The organism is Aquimarina sp. I32.4, assembly GCF_002924285.1.
Lineage (GTDB): Bacteria > Bacteroidota > Bacteroidia > Flavobacteriales > Flavobacteriaceae > Aquimarina.
Map to the genome: position 1 here is coordinate 29212 of NZ_PGUB01000001.1, position 18938 is coordinate 48149.

Sequence of the window (18938 nt, forward strand, 5' to 3'; positions counted from 1 at the left end):
GTTATTTTTTTAAAGTAAAATAAAAAGTAGTTCCAATTCCTTCTTGCGATTCAATCCATATATAACCATTATATAGATCAATAATTTTTTTTACGATTGATAGCCCCACTCCAGTAGATTCTTTTTTATCATCTAATGTTTGAAATATCTGAAATATCTTATCATGATATTTTTTAGGAATACCTTGTCCATTATCAGAAATGGCAAATTCCCAGAATTCTTCTTCATCTTTGCAAGAGACTTTTACAGTTCCTTTTTCTTTATCGTTATATTTTATAGCATTACTGATTAGGTTCTGAAATAGCTGTTGTAATCTAAACTTATCTCCTTTGATAATTGGTAAGTTTTGAGGGATCGATATAGAGATATGATTAGGAATATGAATAACATCTATTATATCAGTCAGAATATCGTTGAGCGCAATGTTTTTATTAGGGTGCTCTTGTTTATCAATACTAGAATATTTTAGAATCCCGTTGATTAGGTGATCCATTTTATCTACTTTTTTTAGTAGCATATCTAGCGATTTATGAGCATCATCATCAAGAGTGTCTTCATAATCTTCTTTTAACCATGTGATAAGTGCATTCATACTACGCAAAGGAGATTTTAGATCATGAGATACAATATGTGCATAATCATTCAGGTCATTATTACTACGTTCTAATTTTTTTACCAATAAATCACGTTGTTTTTCAGATTCTAGATGTTCGGTAATATCTTCGATAAGAGCTACTTGGTATTTGATGTTTCCGTTATGATCTCGTACAGCAGAAACATTGGTTTTTGCCCAAAAAGAAGTGCCATCTCGTTTCTTATATCTTTTGTTTATAGATAAATTATCAATTTGTCCAGTATTTACTTTTTCCAGATCATCTGCAACAGCATCATATTCATCTTTTACAGAAATGTCCTTAACCTCTTTTTGTTGTAACTCTTTTTTTGTGTATCCCAATAGATTTTGGATGGCTTTATTGGTTTGTAATATTTTACCAAATTGTGCCAATACAATCCCCAGCGAAGAGTTTTCTACTATAATAGATAATTGTTTTTTTTGCTCTTCGAATATTTGTTTTTGCACAAGTTTTTCTGTGATATCGGTAACAATGCCTTGTGCACCAATTGGTTTTTTGTTTTTATCCTTGATAAGGCTAGCGTTGATATGTACGGTTCTCACCCCATTTTTTTTGGTGTATACTCTGGCCTGATAATCAGAAAAAGAACCTTTTGCAATTAATTCCTGAAATGACTCCATAGCATAGCGATAATCATCTTTATAGATAAGCCCTACCACATTAAGTTTTTCTTGTGCGATATCATACCCAAAAAGTTGTTTTGCAGTATCATTCATTTCTAGAACATTGCCAGATATATCCATAAGTACATATGCATCGACCAGATTATCAAATACTCCTTGTAGTTCAGATTCTTTTTCTCCTACCCGATCTTTTAATTTTTTGTTTACTTTTTTTAATTCTTGAGTTATATGATAGAGTTCTCCTGATTTTTCTTCAAGAATTTTTTCAGCCTGTTTACGTGCCGCTTTTTCTCTCTGTAAAGCCCTTTTTAAAATATGTATTTCGTCATTACCCATTTGTCTTTACGATACTAAATTTTACTTCTGTTCCGTCTGACATTAGTTTCTCCATAGTTATATTTGCAGTAGTATCAAAATGCTCAAAAGTTTTACGCATTAATCCTAGTCCAAAGCTATACATTGACCTACTCGACTTGTATATCATGACGAGTTTGGATGTTGTTTTTTCTTGTATTTCAAAGGTGGGCAACTCTGCATCGGGATATATTTTTTTGACCTCTACATGAATATGGTTTTCTATAGAAGATAATAATTCGATAGGATCAGAGTACATATTTATTAACCCAGAATAGTTAGTCACCAATACACTAAAAAAATGCTCGGCATAGACCAAAAGAAGGTCATCAATACTCAATTGTGTATGCTCACTCAAGTGATTCAATAAGCTTAACATTTCAGAAAAATTATAGGTGCCTATTGCTGTATATGCTCCTTGTGATGGGAGATTGGATTGTTGTATGATTTTATCAACCACTGCCAGTCCAAATTTATCTTCTACCAATTCTAAAAACTCTGTAAATACAATACCCTTCATAATACGTCGATACTTAAAAAATTATAATTGTACAAGATCATTGATACTCCAATACTCTACCAGACATTTTATTTTATGTTCATAATCCTGATATTTTAATGGTTTTACAATGTAGCCTGTGATTCCTGTTTCATAACAGCCCTTTAGATCACTATGATTATTAGATGTACTTAGAATAACTGCTGGAATATATTTAAGAGCAGCATCAGATTTTAAGATTTTTAGAAATTCGAGACCATTCATCTTTGGCATGTTAAGGTCTAATAAAATCAAATCAGGTAGCTGTTCTTTGTTTTCTAGGTGTAGTAAAGCCTCTTCTCCGTTTTTTGCTTCTATGAGTTTGTGTGTATAGCCGTTTTTTTGCAGTACTCGTGCGAATTTTAATCGTTCTACTTCATCATCATCAATTAATAAAAAAGTTAAACTCATTGTTTTTAGTGTTTTAAGTTAAGTTAAATAATGTTTCCTAGCAATATTAAAGATGTTCTTTTTATTACAGGGAATAATTGTTCTTTCGGTGGAATGTAGATTACTTTCGATGAATGGTATTTCTATAAAGATAAATAGAAAATGATAATGTATTTAGAAATGGCTAAAGAAAAGGCAGCTCAATAAGTTCTTATAAGTAGAAGCAAATTGTTTTTTTAACCAAAGAATAAATGATTTTATATTTCTATGAATATTTAAAACCGAAGGAAAATAAAAAATTTCTGATCCCTGTCATGAATAATTTTTACTTAATAAAAATTCAATTAGGTTTGTATATCAATAGGATGAAAACAATATAACCTATGAGTTGTTTAAAAGAAGAAAAAGCAATTAGTTTACAGAGAAAAGGAAAGGTGAAAAGGCCTTTTTTTACAGAGGAACCTCGTGTTAAATATGATGATTTAGAGTATGTGCCAGACCCATATATTTTGGACGAAGGATCATATTATTATAACAAAGAGCCATTTAATGGGATTGCATGGTCTGAATTTAGAGGGGTAATAAGTGAAGACACAATGAGAGATGGTATTCGAAACGGAAGATGTGTACAGATTTATGCAAATGGTCAATTAGCCAAGGATGGGTATTACGAAGAGGACGAAGCTATAAAAGAAAAGTTTAAGTGGTATGAATCAGGAACATTATTAAGCTATTTGAGAAATAATGAAAATGGCACAGATTATTTTTTTCGCGAATACAACTCTCAAGGTATATTAATCAGAGAAAGAGAATATGATCGGTCAGATAGTAGGGATCGATATTGGACACAAGATGGAATTTTACTTTATGAATCAAACAATGATATAAATAAGTGTTTTACTGCTAATGAGAAATGTGTTATTCAAGAAGTAGATGGTAAATCACCTATATATAATGAAGAAGATCTTTATAAACATGCATTTGATATGTTATCGGCCGATAATCAATTTGTAGAGAGTGCAATATACCGATGGTTGCATAAGAGGTTAAAAGATGAAGACATTCGTGCACAGAGTTTTTTATACAAACTGTTAGACCATCCCTTAGAAAAAGTAGTTAAAACCGCACTGGCTATTATTGGTACTAGAGGTGATCAACAAGCTATTCCCTTAGTTCAGAAAATGATAAAAATTACACATCATCAAAACGCTACTATAGAAAGTTATATGAGTGCAATAGCTGAGCATGCAGAAATTACACTTATAAAACTTACAGGAGAAGGTGATGAGGCGCAGACAAGAACAGTCCAATGGGAACGGCAACAGAAAAGGGAGGCTTATGAAGAATTACGTCGTCTAAAAGTAAAGAAGCGTTGGCCAAGAATAAAAGCAGAGTTCAATAAAACAATAGTAGGAGAGTCGACCGTAAAATCTTTTGAGCAAATTTTAAGTAAACAAGTTATGACAAGGAGTGTAGAGTATATTCATGTTTATCGATATGTAGTAGATGGACATAATTATAATGCTCTTTTTACAAATGATGATCCAGCCCCTCCTCTTCCTGTCAAAGTTTTACGATATAGAAAAAAGAAACCAGAAGAATGTATGTTTATAGGTGAATGATTATAAGGAAAAGGTTGTGTTTCTATTAAAAGCCTATAAATAAGATGGGTTAAGTGAGTCTGATGATTAGTAGAAGTAATTGCTCAAAATATTTAGGTAACAATTTTAAGTGTGAATACATATACCTTTATAAATACAATACAACAAGAAAAGAAGCTAAAATCTCAAGATTCAAAAATTGAAAAGCTTGAAAAAAAGAATGAGGAATTAAGTTTACTAAATAAAAAATTTATAGAATTACAATCAAGACTTGAAAAAATAGAATCTGAAAAATAAAAAAGCTCTAATAACATATCGTTATCAATCAATACATCACCTGAAATCTAGAAGATTTGGACTCTATTACGAATAGAATATGATGTATCTTATAAGTGAAAAATAGATATATAAATGACCAAACCTTTTAAATATAGACGGGAATCAAAACTGAACTAGTGTTAACTTTTTGATAAACAGTCTTATGTAGAGATGGTGTGGGATTTTATAAAATTAGAAACCCTCAAAAAACAGTAAATGAATAGTATATTGTAGTATAAAAAGAAACCATGAATTCGATAAAAAGAGAAAGTGCATTAATAGGGATGTTGTTTATAGCAAGTATGGTCGCTGGTATCTTTAGTATTACTCCAGCAGTTGATTCTGAAAAGTATCTAATCGAGGCTTCTACAAATACCTATCAAGTACTTTTGGGGGTAGCTTCACAATTTATGATGTCTTTGATATATGTAGGTGTTGGGATATTGTTATATCCTATGGTCAAAAGATTTGGAGCCGCTTTATCGATTGGTTTTTTGAGTTTTAGAATAATAGCATCAACACTTGTAGTAATAGGTACCATAGTATTGTTGTCAATTTTAGCGTTGAGCCAAGAATTTACAAAAGACTTACCCAATGCTATTTTGAGTGTTGAGATCGTAGGGAATATGCTTAAAATTACACGTGATTATATAAACCATGTATTCATGATTTTGACTTTATGTGTCAGTAATTTTATGATGTATACTTTACTGATAAAATCAAAATTAGTTCCCAAATGGATTTCTATATGGGGATTATTAGGGACAACCTTGTCTTTATTAGCAAGTATTTTAGTTTTATTTCAAGTTGTAGAAATCATTACAACAGAATATTTGGTTTTAAATGTACCAACAGCATTTTTAGAATTATTTCTAGGGTTGTTTTTGATATTTAAAGGTTTTGATAAAAAGAAGTTGCTAGCAGATGAATAGAGAATATACAAATGGTTAATGTTAGGAAGTAGTTTTCATTCTTTATACTTCTACTTTTGTTTTTGATCTTATCGCTTATCAATAACAATCACTGGTTTTCTACTTAGTTTAGGGAACTGCAATTTCTGAATATGTTGTTTATCATGAAATTCTATTTTTGGAGAAACCCTAAGTTTTGCTCTGAAATGATCTTTTATATCATGCAATAATTCTTCTGTAGGAGATTGTACAGCTATTTTGATTAGGATTTCATCGGTACCAATGTTGTTATGAGAAATCTCTATGATGTAATTATCTACCTCACTAAAATCATTAAGGATATTGTACATCGCAGGAGGATACAAAGTGGTTCCTTTATATTTGATCATTTGTCGTTTTCTACCTACTACAGGGCCTAATCGCATCGTAGTTCTACCACACCCACAAGGTGTAGTATGTGCTTTGACCATATCACCAGTTTTGAATCGTAATAAAGGCATTGCCTCTACTCCCAAAGTGGTGATGGTAAGTTCTCCCGTCTCTCCTACGGCAACAGGAACATTATGATCGTCTAGAATTTCTGCAATGATAAGTTCAGGGTGGTGGTGCCCTCCTTGTTGCTCACTACATTCTGTAAATGCAGTACTCATTTCTGTAGAGGCATAAGTAGAGTACAATTCTATATTCCAGCGATCTTTTATTTTTTTTGCAAGCGTATTCAGCGTAAAATCTTGATCTCTAAGAGACTCACCGATACAAATAGCACCTTTTATTCCAGAGGAATTAAGATCAATATTATGTTCTTTAGCGTAGGTAATAAGTTTTAATAAAAAAGAAGGGACTACGATAAGGTAGGTAGGCTTGAATTTGAGGATAGAATCCCATTGCAATTCGGGGATTCCTGCACCTACTCTTATAATTCCTGCTCCCAGTTCTCGCGCACCCAAAAAATAAGCTAACCCCGCCATAAAGCGACGATCAATAGTGGTCATCAATTGTAAAATATCATCTTGCTGTACCCCTGCGCAAGCAAAAGAAATAGCCTCATTATAAGCAAGACGCTTTAAATCATTGTCTGTCAAAGCAAAGGTTACAGGTTCTCCCAAAGTTCCAGAAGTAGTAACATAATCTATAATATCACGTTTATCAACACAGATAAAGTCATCATTATATTGTTGTAGTTGCTCTTTTGTAGTAACAGGAATGGTCACCAAATCGTCTAGCGTTTTGATAGAAGAAGGAAGTATCTTGTGGGTTTTAAAAACTCCTTGATAATATGCAGAATGATCAGATAGATACTGCATTAATTCGATTAGTTTTTGTTCCTGTATCATTTTGATCTGATCCAGTGATGCTTTTTCTATTTCGGGAATCATTTTTTTACCTTCCTTTTTAATTTTTTGATATACGATTCAATTTTTTGTTGATCTTGAAACGTAGTAATCTCTTTTGTAATTGCTTGTTGAAAAGCTCGTAGGGCAGCAATATAGTTTTTTTGTTGCTCATAGTATCTGCCTGCAATAAAATAGGCTTTCCAATATTCAGGGTTACTATCCTGTATATTTTTGAGAATATCAGGAGAAAGACTTTTTTTGGTATTGATAGCAGTACTAATTGTATCTTTCAATTGCCTGTAACGCTCATAGTTTTTATAGGCTGTAGTATATTGAAAAGAATCTTTTTCTATAGTAAGGTGTGGATCTGCAAGCGTTGTGTTTTTTGCATTTTTATATGAGTTTTTGAATATCTTGTTTAGATCATACCCCACAAATTCTCCTAATTGATATGGGTTTGAAGATACCCAGACTAATCGTTGTTCAGGTTTGAAAACAATTGCATGATGTGCTAATAATTGATTGAGCGCTTTTTCATTACCATATCCAATTTCTTTGTTAGCCAGTCCTTCTTTATTTCGTAAGATATCAACTGCAATTTTTGGAGTTAATTTAGGGCTTTGGTGCAATAACTCTTGCATTCGCTCATAGCGGTACTGTGAATGACTTTCTTTGATATGCGCTTTGTTTTTTTTATCATTAGCATAGGGTTTACTCTGAAAATGATTAGAACAAATAAGTTGATTAGAGTTAGGTACCTCGTATACTCCAAAATTCTTTGGTGACACTTCAATCAGGATTGCTTTTTTATCTTTTGCACTTCCTACAAATATTGATTCAGAAACAAAGACCTGTCTTTTTTTTGCGATTGCAACAGCCTCTTCTATGGTAGATGCATATTGCAAAATTTCTCGAGTAACAATAGATATAGGAGTTTTGGCGATTAATGGAATTTTTGATTTCCCTGCGTTGATAGAGACGGTAAGACCATGCTCATTCATCCCCGAGACAACACCAATCATTCCTCCCCAAGTTACAGACATAAATTTGTGTCCTTGATTGGGAGCTGTAAAAGCAATAATTTTCTCTTTGGCAAAATCATCTCCAGCATAGAAATCAAAGTTTCTGCCAATAATCAAGCTTCCATCTTCAGTTTTATCTCCCCAGGCAGCAAACGATGAGCACCCTACTAGGGCGAGATCTTGTAACGCATGACCAATATCGTGAGCCCCATGTAAATAAAGAATCCTCAAATATGGATCTGCAATATGATTATAAGTATCAGAGGCATATCTAGAAAGACCATAAATCTCAGCTTTGTACTCTTCTGGGACATGCAGATACATTTTTCTGTTGAACCAAGCCAAAAATTTTCTTAGCAAGTTTTGTTTTGTTTTTGAGGGTACAAGTTCATTTACTTTAGACAAGAAAACATGTTCTTGAGTATGAAACAGTTCCTGAGTTAGATGCCCTGTAAGCAACCCTCTCTCTAGAGGATCTCCTGTCACATAGAATTCCCAGAGTCTTTGTTTGTTTTTGGTAAGAAAGCTCTCTCCAGCTACAAAAGTAGTGTCAGATAGTTGTATCCGTTGGGTGATGTCACTATTATATGCACTAAGATCAGGAACATCTTTTAGAGATTTAGAAATTCCGCAAGAAATAAGTAGAAACGGTAACGCCAGATAGCATAAAAACCTAGGTATCATGCGTTTTTTGATGTTCATAACTATTGTCTTTTTAGCATTTTAGTACTGGTCGTAAACTTAATTCTAAAGAGAATCTTTCTTTTTTATAGTTGCTTCAACTATTTTATTTAATAAATATTCTCTACCCAATAATTCTGAGCAAGTAATTACAGCACTGATTGTTACCCCCAAAATACCATGCATATTAAGGCTTTGACCTGTAAATAATAAATTATTGATTTTGGTACGAGGATGAACAAAAGACTTTAGAGGGTTATTTACATCTTTGATATACCCATAAGCCGATCCACGATTATTACCAATATAATCTCTATACGATAGCGGAGTAGAAGTATATACATCATGAATACAGTTTCTGATATTGGGAAATTTTTTCTCAATTTCTTTAATTAAGGCTTCTGCTTTTTGAGCCTTGAATTCCTCATAAGTCTGCCCTCTGTCATTTTTTTGCGCTACGGTATTAAAAGTGTTTTCCCAAGGAGCCACTTCATCATAATGCATATAGGTCATTATTGTAATGCTCTCTCCCCATTCATCCATATTTTTATTTACTCCCATAGAGATCATATAAGTCTCAGGCCAGCTTTCTTGTGTATAGTTTTGACTGTTCCATACACTATCTTCATTTTTAAAATGATAATGATTCTTATTTATGTATTTGAATGACTTAGGTTTTAGTACAATATAAACACTAAAAACAGAGATCACACTTTTTATTTTTTGTATCCTATTTACATAGGATTTTCTAAGCTTTTGTTCTCCAATAAGTTTTAATGTTTGTTTAGGATCTACATTAGAGATAAAGATATCACCTTTGATTTCGGTTCCATCTTTTGTAATCGCAGAGGTTATTTTTTTATCCTCAAAATTAAATTTGACCACCTCTTTATATTTATAAGCTTCGCCTCCAAATTTTTTGAGTTTTTTAATCAAAGCTTTAGAAATTTGACCACCACCATTGACACATCGATATGCACTCTCGATATATGAATTTACAGATAAGGCATGTACATAAAAAGGAGTGATTTTGGCATCACCAGCATATAATAGGTTTGAGCCAGATAAAACAGCCTTTAGCTTTTTATTGGTTGTTATGCTATCTATATATTCTTTGGCCCCCAACTCAAAAAGATCAATGTTTTCAATATAAGATTTCCCATTTTTGAGATGATATAGCGGGAATTGATCACATGTTTCTTTTAGTTTTTTGCAATATGTTCTAATTGCTTTCTCTTCATCAGGAAATTGATCCAGCAGTGTTTTTATAAAATTTTGATACCCCTGCGCGTGTTTGTATTCTGTAGCATCCTCGCCAAAAGTAATGATGTCAAAACCATCTTCATCTAATTTTTTTAGATTTAGATCATCAATAATATCTAGATAAGTAAAATATCGATAAAGATTTTGACCCTTAGAAAGCCCACCTATATAGTGTACTCCTGTATCAAAAATAGTCTTGTCTCTTACAAAAGTTTGTAGATTACCCCCATATTGATTATTTTTTTCTAATAAACAGACGCTATATCCTTCTCTGGCTAATATATTAGCAGAGATCAATCCTCCCAGACCACTTCCAATAATTACAACATTATATTGATCTTTCATTTTGCTTAGTGTCATTTATAGTTTTCAAGATAATAAGGTTATCACTATGATGTTCATTTTTGTAAAATTCTGACTCAATATTTTTTAAATATTGTATTCCTTCTTTTAATAAAATGATGGTATCATACTTTTGTTCTAATATAGATTTTAGTTGGTTTTTATCTATATCAGAGAGGTTTATAATGAGTGTTTTGGGCTGTTGTATTAATGCTTCTTGTGCTGTGTTGGTAATTGTAATCTTACTATGATTATTGGTTATGTAACTGTTTTTTACCAAAGTTCGCAATGCATCATTTTCTATATAACTTATAAGCCTACGATCTGCCGCGTCTAAAGATACTAGAAAATCTAATTGCCCAGAATCTTTAGAAAGATGAATAATCGTATTCTTTTTATCTATTGTATTAATAATATGATAGTAGGTTTCTTTATTTGTTTGAAGGTCTTTATAAACATTTTTATAGGTGATGTTGCCCTTATATCTATATTCTTCTAAAATGATTTTATGAAAATAATCGCTTTGTTCAATTGTTTTTCGTAATTCGCTGAATTCTTTCCTAAAATAGGCACTGATCTGTTTTGTCTTTTTTGAGTATACATCTTCAAAACGAGGATCTTTTGCAGTGATTCTATCTAGTATTTTTATGGTGATGCTCCCGTCTTTAATAATAAAAGTACCTTTTGGTAATACCTCAGAATTACCATGAATTAGAACAGGAATAATATCTAAATTAAATTTTTCCGCAAGATAAAAAGCTCCTTTATGAAACCGTTTTACAGTATTGGTATTCGATCTTTTTCCTTCTGGAAAAGCCATCAAAGAATATCCTTGGGCAATTTTGTCCTGTAAATGATCCAAGCCGTTCTCGATCCCGCTAGACACAGGGTAAAACCCTGCCATTTGTATTGCTTTTCCAAAAATTGGAGAGTGATATACCCAATCATTGACCAAAAAAATCATTTTTGGGTGAAGCATACCAATAGTCAAAATGTCTAAAAACGAAGTGTGGTTGGCAATAATGATAGCTTGTTTATCAAAGGTTTCATTATGAGGATTAATAATTTCCTTTTTTACAAATGGATTAGAATATAATACCGATTTCATAAACTTGGAAACTATGGTATGAAACCATTTCATTTTTGTTTTTTTGGAAACAGGAATGATCTTCATTAGAGTTACACTACATATAGAAAGTAAAAGACCACCGATACCAAAATAACCAAAAGAGATGGTAGAGTGTACCAATAATCGTAATGTAATGGGCCTTTTTGTTTTACTACCTATAAAAAGAGTGAATAGAATAGGTTGAATGGTAAAGGCAACAAAAACCGCAGATAAAATGCCAATGATAGAAACTATAGAGATAGAGTATAAGGCTGGGTGTTTTGCAAAGATTAATACACCTACTCCCAAAACCGTAGTGATCAAGGATAGAATAATAGATGTTTTATGAGTAGGTAATGTTCTCTCTCCTGTTTTATATTCTGTCAATAACCCATTTGTAATAAATATACTGTAGTCGATACCAAGACCAAAAATAAATGTAGAGATAATAATGTTGAATATATTAAATTCAATTCCCAATAACCCCATTATACCAATAGTTAATAACCAAGTCAAAAATATAGGAATACTAGTAACGATAGTAAGAGAAAGGCTTCTGTAGAAGATGAATAGAATAAGTAAAACAACAATCAATGAATATTTTATAAGAGTATCAAAATCATTTTTTAGGTTACCTAAAAAAGTTTCGTTCATATGTTGTCTATCTATAAGAATCGTTTGTTTTTTATTTTTAAAAAGGCTTCGTATTTTTTCTGTATTATGTTGATCTACTTTTATAAGAGAAGTTACGGTGGTAAAGTCATTTTTGGTAGTAATATAATCATCCAGTGTAAAGGCTGTTAAGGCAGTATAATCTTGAACCGATATAGGATCAAATTTTTTACCTAATAATGTATAGAAGGAGTGAAACGCATTGTGCTTAAATCCTAGTTTTTCTCCACTTTCTATAAGACCATTTTTGGTGTTTTGTATAGTTTGTGTATTCCAGAATTGATGCCATAAATTAATCTTTTGACGTTGGTTTTCTTTTGAGTGTACAAAGGCGCCAATAGAACTAAAATCGATTATTTCATCTTGTTTCTTAAGTTCAGATAACTTTTTGTAGATATGATCATTGGTTTTTAGCGCTTCTTGCTCATTATTACCATAGGTAGCGATATACATAGATTTTTTGGCAATATTCAATAAATGATCCAATCGTGTTTCTGCATCTTTTAGAACTTCTGATTTATAATTTAATTGCGCTAAATCTTTATTAAAAAAGACATTGTTATATGTAAATACACTAAGTAATAAAACTACTGCCAGACCAATAATACACCATTTATTCTTATGAAGCTTATAAGAGGCCAAGGTATCAATGCTAGTTTTCTTGCTTTCCTTTTTTGATGTATCTCTGTATACCTGTGGGATAAAAATAAGAGCAAATAAAGAGGCTCCTAACACACTGGTTGCTGCAAAAATCCCTAAGTCTTGTAAAGCTTGAGAACTCAAAAATAAAAGACATAAAAAAGCACAAGCAGTAGTAAGACTACTCATTAAAATAGGCTTACTGATATCCTTATATAAACTACTGATCGAGTTATTACTTCTTATATGAGTAAGGATGTGTAAAGAGTAATCCAGTGTAACACCAAGTAATACCGAGCCAATACCCAATGATATGGCAGATATTTTTTCTCGTATCAAAAATAATAAAGCAATAGCTAGTAATCCTCCAAATAAGGTTGGAACAAATAATATGATCGGAATGGTTATCTTTTTATAGAAAAGTACCAAAATGATTAATAATATAGTAAGTGCAATACTGATGGTGAGCTGAATATCTTTTTTGATCTGTTGTGCATTGGATACAGCCATCAATGTTGCTCCATAATATTCGCTTTTTACTTTGTTTTTATAGGCAGTATTAAGTTGCGTATTAATATCATATAAATCAGCTACAAATTTTGCATTTTCTGAAGTCTCACTAGATTTTAATGCGGGACTGATAAACAACAAAATATTTTTCTTGTCCTTGGTAAGTAAGTACCCATTATATAAAGTGAATTGATCCCCTATATTAAGTTGTTGTAGTTTTTTGAGCGCAATAAATGATAACCCAAAAGGGTCTTTTAAAATTGTTTTTTTGGCAACAAGTCCTGTAGGAGAAATTAAGGTTTTATAATTTTGACTCGTTATAGCATCAATACTATCTTTTTGAATTTTGTTATGTATAGTTTTATAATCTTGTTCATCTAGAAATAAAGGTAGGTTTTGATATACAAAATCTAGTGTAGTAAGGACATTATCATCATCTATTTTACCTTGTATGTTTTTTATATAGGTTCCTGATTTTTTAGTAATACTATCAATAAAAGAAGTTGCATAATCTGTTAGGTCATCTACAGAACCTACAGAGTCACGCATAATATTTACAATGATTTTATCCGCAAAATTAACCGTTTTAAGTACCTTTTGAGCATCACTGGTTTTATCATTGGTAGGAATTAATTTTGTAATGTCTTCTTCAAACTCAATTCTTGTAGCTACAAAAATTAAACCCGAGAATAAGAAAAGCATAGCAATACTACTCCCTATTTTTTTGGAAATGATAATTTGATATACTTTTATAAAAAACGTATCCATTATGAAATATTATTTTTTCTATTGAATAACGAGAGGATAATATAACTCAAGGACCCTAGAATTAATGCTGTAATAATAGCTAAAGAAAAACTACCAATAATATATGTTTTTAAGTCGTTTATAAAATTATAATTTTCTGTAATCTCATCTATCGAAATAGAATAATTGTGCCCTAAAATAAAACCTCCTAGCTTTAAACTAGCAAAAACGATAAATGGAATAAAAGGAGGGAAGCTTACATTAGAAAAAGCAAAAGCAATTACCTTATTCAGTTGTAAGACAACCGCGAGAAAAATGACAATTATAGAGTGAAACCCCCATAGTGGTGATAATCCAATAAAAACTCCCAGAGAAACAGAGAGTGCTTTTTTTTGTGGGGAATCATGACTTTCTAAAAAATCTTCATAAAAAAAACGTTTCCACCCTTTTTTTTTAATTTTCCGAAATGCATTTCTGGGTTTTATATAGAAAAAAGTAACAATAACCAACCAGGTATTAAGAATACTTATTCTGGTAAAATCCTTAAATGGTCTAAAATGAGAAACCCGCTCGGTCATATCATATAATACTCTTACTGGAACATTTTGCACATCTACACCTTTCCATGCAGCTTTTACAATAACTTCAATTTCAAATTCAAACTTTGAAGTGTAAAATTTTATGTTTTTTAGTGACTGTAACGGGTATAATCTATATCCAGATTGTGTATCCATAAGTTTTATACCAGTCTCTACCCAAAACCAAAAATTAGAAAACTTGTTTCCAAAACTACTCTTTTTTGGCACGCTATCCTGATCCATGTTTCTAGCACCAATAAGCAGTATGTTTTTATTCTCAGAATTTTCTAGGGTGGTCATAAAGGTCGATAGATCTTCAGGAAAATGTTGCCCGTCAGAATCTATTGTTATGGCATAATCAAACCCGTGTTGCTCTGCATAAGTAAACCCAACACGTAGGGCATTGCCTTTTCCTTTATTCTTTGGGATATGAATTTGGTGTAACTGTGAGTATTTTTCTAATATACTGGGGGTCGTATCGGTAGAACCATCGTTGACCACAATAATATTAGAAGTATATGGTAATACACCATCAATAACTCGTTGTAATGTGTTACAGTTATTGTAGGTAGGGATTATCACACATACATTAAATGCTTCAATTTGTTGTGTACACTGGTTTATCACTCAATGAAGTGTTTCGGTTTATTCAGGAACTAAAATTACTGCTTTTTCTTTATCACTAAAAGATTTGGACTGTAAAATGTATTCTCCTATTTGTTTTTTTAAAACTTTTGGTGTTATCGTTTTGTAATGTTCTAGAAGAAATGATTTATCCTCTTCTATATTAGATTTATATTTTAGAAGTTTAGGAGTATTCTCCTGTATTCCTATTCGTATAAAGCGAGGTTCAATAGCATTAGGGTTCTTTTGTATTGCATATTCTAGATATGAGATCCCCTCAATAAACAGACGTTTTTTTTCTTTAATCGTTTTTTTATGTCTGGCTTGCAATGCTATTCCTGCTCCTTTATATGCTATTAATGTCGTGTTGTCTTGTTTTGTTACCGAAAGAAGTAATTTATTTAACTCAGCTATTTTTGTTTTATCATGAGCAGCAACCTTATATGCTTTTCTAATCATATTCACATCTATAGAAAGTGTTGTGAATTGTAATAGAGAAACGAGTATGAGTAAGAATTTCATTTATATGATTTTTTAAGTAAATAGAGATAAAATCAATCAGTTTTGATATAATAAAACTATTTTACCTTGAATTTTGTAGTAAGTTTTAAAGCTACTGTATCTTCAAATTTGGTGATATTTTTTACTTTGTAGTGCAAATCTTCCTCTGTAATATCAAGTGTCAACACCAAATCAGGGGTTTTCTCAGGGTTTATAATAGCCATAAATTTTATATTACTAGATGACTCCATAAAAAGCTCTTTGCCAACAATACCTTGAGTTATTTCTTTTATGATTTGCATCATGCATACACCTGGAGTCACAGGATTTCCAGGAAAATGACCTTTGAAAATCTCATGGTTTTTATTGATTGTGATAGTGGCAGTAGAGATATTATCAACAGTTTCTAGTGTATTGGTTTTATAAAAATCTTTTAGTAGCATATTTGTTGAGATTGTGTCTTAGGGACAATTGTATTTGCGCTTTATTAAATTGATTTTAAACTAATTTTAAACTTTATTCCTTTATGTTCAATTGTAATCAGATTTGCAATAGTATCATTAATTTCTGAAAAAGTAAAAACTACCTTTTCTTTTCCGTTTGAAACCCTAGCGATTTTACTTATTTTATTATCTGTCTGGTAATAATAATGTTTTTTTTTGTCTATTTCTGTCTCAAAAACAAGATGCTCATGATAAGAATACGTGTTTGTAAGTTTCATATTTTCTTTGATCAACGTTCTGAAATCTTTTTTCAAAATAGAAATCAATATCTTTTTGTTGAAGTCTTCAAGAATATGATTTACAGTAAAATCATTATCAATAAATGAAAAGTCAAAAATTTTATTACCCATTTCTGTCGTAAAGACAACACGATGATTTGCATCATTTATTTTTTTTATAATCAAGATACCTCCAAAATGTCTTTTGTAAATATTAATAGATGCTTTGTATACATAATCTTGTGCCTTATCAGAGAAATATGTATTTCTTAAGAAAGTATCAGAAGTTTCTTTTTTCTCAAACTTATTTTTTTTTGGATAAGAAGCACATCCTACACAAAGAAAACAAAAACTAATTAGCAAATATCTCATCTGCCAAAGGTGTGTTTATTGTTCTGTTATTGAATACGATAGTAGTGTAATCATCAGATGGTTCAATCATTTTTACCTCAATCACATCTCCTTTAGGATTAAACGTAATATGAAACACTTTGATGAATGTTTTGAATTTCTCGTCTCTAGGACTAAAATGCACTTCGCTATTTTTGTCTTTTTTATAGTAATCGATACTAAACTCATTGGTGTCAAACATATCTCCTTTTACACTGTTGATGATCAATTTATTCAATTGCTTGAATTGCTCACTCGACCCAATGTCTATAGTATTCTTATTGCCATTGTCATTAATATACAGTGATTGATTTTTGAATACTACCGAATATTTAAAAGGCTTACTATATTCCCATTTTACCATATTTGGGGTTTTGAAAGCCATTTTTCCTGAAGTAACAATATCATTGGCCAAAAAATCTAAATGCTTGTACTGTGTAAAATCACTAGAAATAGTGTTTATAGTAGAAGCATAAGTTTTTACTTTTTCTTTTAGAGCATTAGCCTCTATAGTACTCATTTTTGTTTGAGCAGCTAGTGTAGTAGTAATAAAAAGGAATAAAAAAATAAATTTAGGCATATGCTTTTATCTTAAATAGAGAATCTATAGTGACAGATTCGAGGTTTTGTTGCTGTAAAAATAACAATAACTGTTCCAAAACAAGAATTGTTTTAGCGCTTGTATCATGTAATAAGATAACATCACCTGGAGACAAACCAGTTGTTATTCGTTTTAATATCGTATTTACATTTCTAGAGGTGGTATCCAAAGATCGTACATTCCATCCTATAGATTGTAAACCTGTAACTTGTAATGCTTTTTTTATTCTTGGATTAGTAACCCCAAAAGCAGGTCTGTATAATTGCAGAATGACTCCAATCTTTTCTTTTACAATAGCATTGGTTTTTTTTAATTCTGAAATTACTTTTTTTGTTTCAAAAAAACCAAAAGTATTTGCATGAGAGTAGGTATGATTACCTATAGTATGCCCTTGCTTTATACAATCTTGTACAATTTCAGGGTAGGTGTTAATATGTTGTCCGATACAAAAGAAAGTAGCTTTTGCATTATACTTTTTTAATAAGTTTAATACCTGTGGGGTGAATTCAGGATGTGGCCCATCATCAAAGGTAATAGCTACCTGTTTTTTGGTAATACTTTTATTAGAATTAAGAGATGCAAAGTGATAGTTCCATTGTATAAATGCAGACCCTAATGCAGTAACGCTAAACCATATAAAAGCTAATAAGAAATAAAACCATATAGATGTGTCTAGCCAATAGTTGGCTATTAGTAAAACCAAAAAGGTGATTAATGTTGCAATATTTACCTTGTTATAACTTAGCATTTACGTAGTAAAGTGAAGCTATGATTTTCTCCTCTGTACTGATTATATAATAGAATGGTTGTATAGTTTGTTATTGACTTATTATTGATCTTGACTACATCTGGCAAATGTTGTGTTTTTAGTATTTTAGATGCTAACCATACTCCAAAAGAAGAAGCAGTGTTAAACTCACCGCACAAATGCTTATAGTATATTTGTTGTGTGTTTTGAAATATACCTGAGCTAAGCTCATGATAAAACGAGTCGTGTTTTACATCACCATTATTGCCCAATACAATAGCATCTATATCGCCAATACTTATGTCGTTATCTTGTAAAAACTCTTGAGCAAGTTCTTCTATTTTGTTTTTAGAAACTGTATTGTATGTAGTTACAGACAAAACTTCGGCATAATTCGAAGCTTGTTTTTTATTTGAGACTACAAAAAAGTTGGCACCTTCTCCAAATACAGCACCTTCAGTTGTAGCGTTTAATAATGCAGTAGAATCTATCTTTTCTGGTTTGATATGATTTACGATTTTATGAATGGCAACCGTATGATCCCCCAGTTCGTCAACTCCTCCTATCAGGATTGTATTGGCTTCATCATTTTCTAGTTGTAATGAGGCATCTAGTAATGCTGATTCAAAAGATACACTGGCATGTACATAAGTAAAGTTATACCCTTTGCACTGAAGCTCTAGAGCGATTTGCCCGCCAACTGTATTGTGAGTAGATTGTATAAATGAGGTAGGAGTAAGATACTGCTCGTTATTATCTATAATAGTACTTACAAATTTCTCTGAATCTCTTACACATCCCATTCCTGTGCCTGTAATGATCGCATCAATCTGTTCTTTGTTTGCATCATTTAGAGCAATTCTAGAAGCTACAACGCCCATTTTAATACCCTTTGCCATTCTACGTGCAGCGGCAGGTTTAATATATTCTTTGTAGTTAGGGTTTACAGCGGTTATTACAGTATCTGTATAGGTAATGATTTCGTCTAAAAACTCATTGTTATCAAATGTTTTTTGACAAGAAATCGATCCGAGACCGCTTATATAGACTGCACTCATGTTTCTTTGTGATTAAATAATATATTTAA

17 protein-coding genes are annotated in these 18938 nt (G+C 31.5%); 3 read left to right on the plus strand and 14 right to left on the minus strand.

The window, feature by feature from the left end; translation table 11 throughout:
• Position 1: 1 nt before the first annotated feature.
• The 3 genes from CVD18_RS00100 to CVD18_RS00110 are packed head-to-tail and all read right to left on the minus strand — an operon-like array spanning position 2 to position 2561.
• Positions 2 to 1594, minus strand: coding sequence for a PAS domain S-box protein (locus CVD18_RS00100; protein WP_103863413.1), 1593 nt, complete (start codon positions 1592 to 1594; stop codon positions 2 to 4).
• The gene (locus tag CVD18_RS00105) at positions 1587 to 2132 is read right to left on the minus strand and encodes a heme NO-binding domain-containing protein (protein WP_103863414.1); all 546 of its coding nucleotides are present in this window, start codon (positions 2130 to 2132) and stop codon (positions 1587 to 1589) included. Before CVD18_RS00105 ends, CVD18_RS00100 begins: the two co-directional genes overlap by 8 nt.
• Before the next feature lie 21 nt (positions 2133 to 2153).
• Entirely contained in the window at positions 2154 to 2561 is a 408-nt protein-coding gene (locus tag CVD18_RS00110; RefSeq protein ID WP_103863415.1) for a response regulator, read from the minus strand.
• Between the two features lie 362 nt (positions 2562 to 2923).
• Between CVD18_RS00110 and CVD18_RS00115 the strand changes: the two genes are divergently transcribed.
• The 3 genes from CVD18_RS00115 (at position 2924) to CVD18_RS00120 (ending at position 5391) form a co-directional block, all read left to right on the plus strand.
• Positions 2924 to 4162, plus strand: coding sequence for a toxin-antitoxin system YwqK family antitoxin (locus CVD18_RS00115; RefSeq protein ID WP_103863416.1), 1239 nt, complete (start codon positions 2924 to 2926; stop codon positions 4160 to 4162).
• 111 nt (positions 4163 to 4273) lie between these two features.
• On the plus strand, positions 4274 to 4438 hold the full coding sequence (locus tag CVD18_RS22455) for a hypothetical protein (protein WP_158250356.1): 165 nt from the start codon (positions 4274 to 4276) through the stop codon (positions 4436 to 4438).
• Between the two features lie 269 nt (positions 4439 to 4707).
• Complete coding sequence (locus CVD18_RS00120) at positions 4708 to 5391, plus strand: DUF4386 domain-containing protein (RefSeq protein WP_103863417.1); 684 nt, start codon at positions 4708 to 4710, stop codon at positions 5389 to 5391.
• A 68-nt stretch (positions 5392 to 5459) separates the two neighbouring features.
• Here the strand turns inward: CVD18_RS00120 and CVD18_RS00125 are convergent, their stop codons facing one another.
• From CVD18_RS00125 to CVD18_RS00175, 11 genes are read right to left on the minus strand one after another with little or no spacing between them, the layout of a single operon-like run.
• Positions 5460 to 6746, minus strand: a complete 1287-nt coding sequence (locus tag CVD18_RS00125) for a phenylacetate--CoA ligase family protein (protein WP_103863418.1) — start codon at positions 6744 to 6746, stop codon at positions 5460 to 5462.
• The gene (locus CVD18_RS00130; RefSeq protein WP_233194437.1) at positions 6743 to 8428 is read right to left on the minus strand and encodes a C45 family peptidase; all 1686 of its coding nucleotides are present in this window, start codon (positions 8426 to 8428) and stop codon (positions 6743 to 6745) included. The genes CVD18_RS00125 and CVD18_RS00130 overlap by 4 nt, the downstream gene beginning before the upstream one ends.
• 45 nt (positions 8429 to 8473) lie before the next feature.
• The gene (locus CVD18_RS00135) at positions 8474 to 10015 is read right to left on the minus strand and encodes an NAD(P)/FAD-dependent oxidoreductase (protein WP_103863419.1); all 1542 of its coding nucleotides are present in this window, start codon (positions 10013 to 10015) and stop codon (positions 8474 to 8476) included.
• Positions 9999 to 13709 (minus strand): MMPL family transporter, encoded by a 3711-nt coding sequence (locus CVD18_RS00140; RefSeq protein ID WP_103863420.1) that lies wholly within the window; start codon positions 13707 to 13709, stop codon positions 9999 to 10001. The genes CVD18_RS00135 and CVD18_RS00140 overlap by 17 nt, the downstream gene beginning before the upstream one ends.
• Positions 13709 to 14893 carry a DUF2062 domain-containing protein gene (locus tag CVD18_RS00145; protein ID WP_233194438.1) on the minus strand — a complete coding sequence of 395 codons (1185 nt, stop codon included), beginning with the start codon at positions 14891 to 14893 and terminating at the stop codon, positions 13709 to 13711. The genes CVD18_RS00140 and CVD18_RS00145 overlap by 1 nt, the downstream gene beginning before the upstream one ends.
• 18 nt (positions 14894 to 14911) lie before the next feature.
• Positions 14912 to 15412 (minus strand): hypothetical protein, encoded by a 501-nt coding sequence (locus CVD18_RS00150; protein WP_103863421.1) that lies wholly within the window; start codon positions 15410 to 15412, stop codon positions 14912 to 14914.
• A gap of 56 nt (positions 15413 to 15468) precedes the next feature.
• The gene (locus CVD18_RS00155; RefSeq protein ID WP_103863422.1) at positions 15469 to 15834 is read right to left on the minus strand and encodes a 3-hydroxyacyl-ACP dehydratase; all 366 of its coding nucleotides are present in this window, start codon (positions 15832 to 15834) and stop codon (positions 15469 to 15471) included.
• 44 nt (positions 15835 to 15878) lie between these two features.
• On the minus strand, positions 15879 to 16484 hold the full coding sequence (locus tag CVD18_RS00160) for a hypothetical protein (protein WP_103863423.1): 606 nt from the start codon (positions 16482 to 16484) through the stop codon (positions 15879 to 15881).
• Positions 16465 to 17082: an outer membrane lipoprotein carrier protein LolA gene (locus CVD18_RS00165; protein WP_103863424.1), complete on the minus strand. Its 618-nt coding sequence runs from the start codon at positions 17080 to 17082 to the stop codon at positions 16465 to 16467. Before CVD18_RS00165 ends, CVD18_RS00160 begins: the two co-directional genes overlap by 20 nt.
• The gene (locus CVD18_RS00170) at positions 17075 to 17851 is read right to left on the minus strand and encodes a polysaccharide deacetylase family protein (RefSeq protein ID WP_103863425.1); all 777 of its coding nucleotides are present in this window, start codon (positions 17849 to 17851) and stop codon (positions 17075 to 17077) included. The genes CVD18_RS00165 and CVD18_RS00170 overlap by 8 nt, the downstream gene beginning before the upstream one ends.
• Complete coding sequence (locus CVD18_RS00175; protein ID WP_103863426.1) at positions 17845 to 18909, minus strand: beta-ketoacyl synthase N-terminal-like domain-containing protein; 1065 nt, start codon at positions 18907 to 18909, stop codon at positions 17845 to 17847. The genes CVD18_RS00170 and CVD18_RS00175 overlap by 7 nt, the downstream gene beginning before the upstream one ends.
• Positions 18910 to 18938 lie beyond the last annotated feature (29 nt).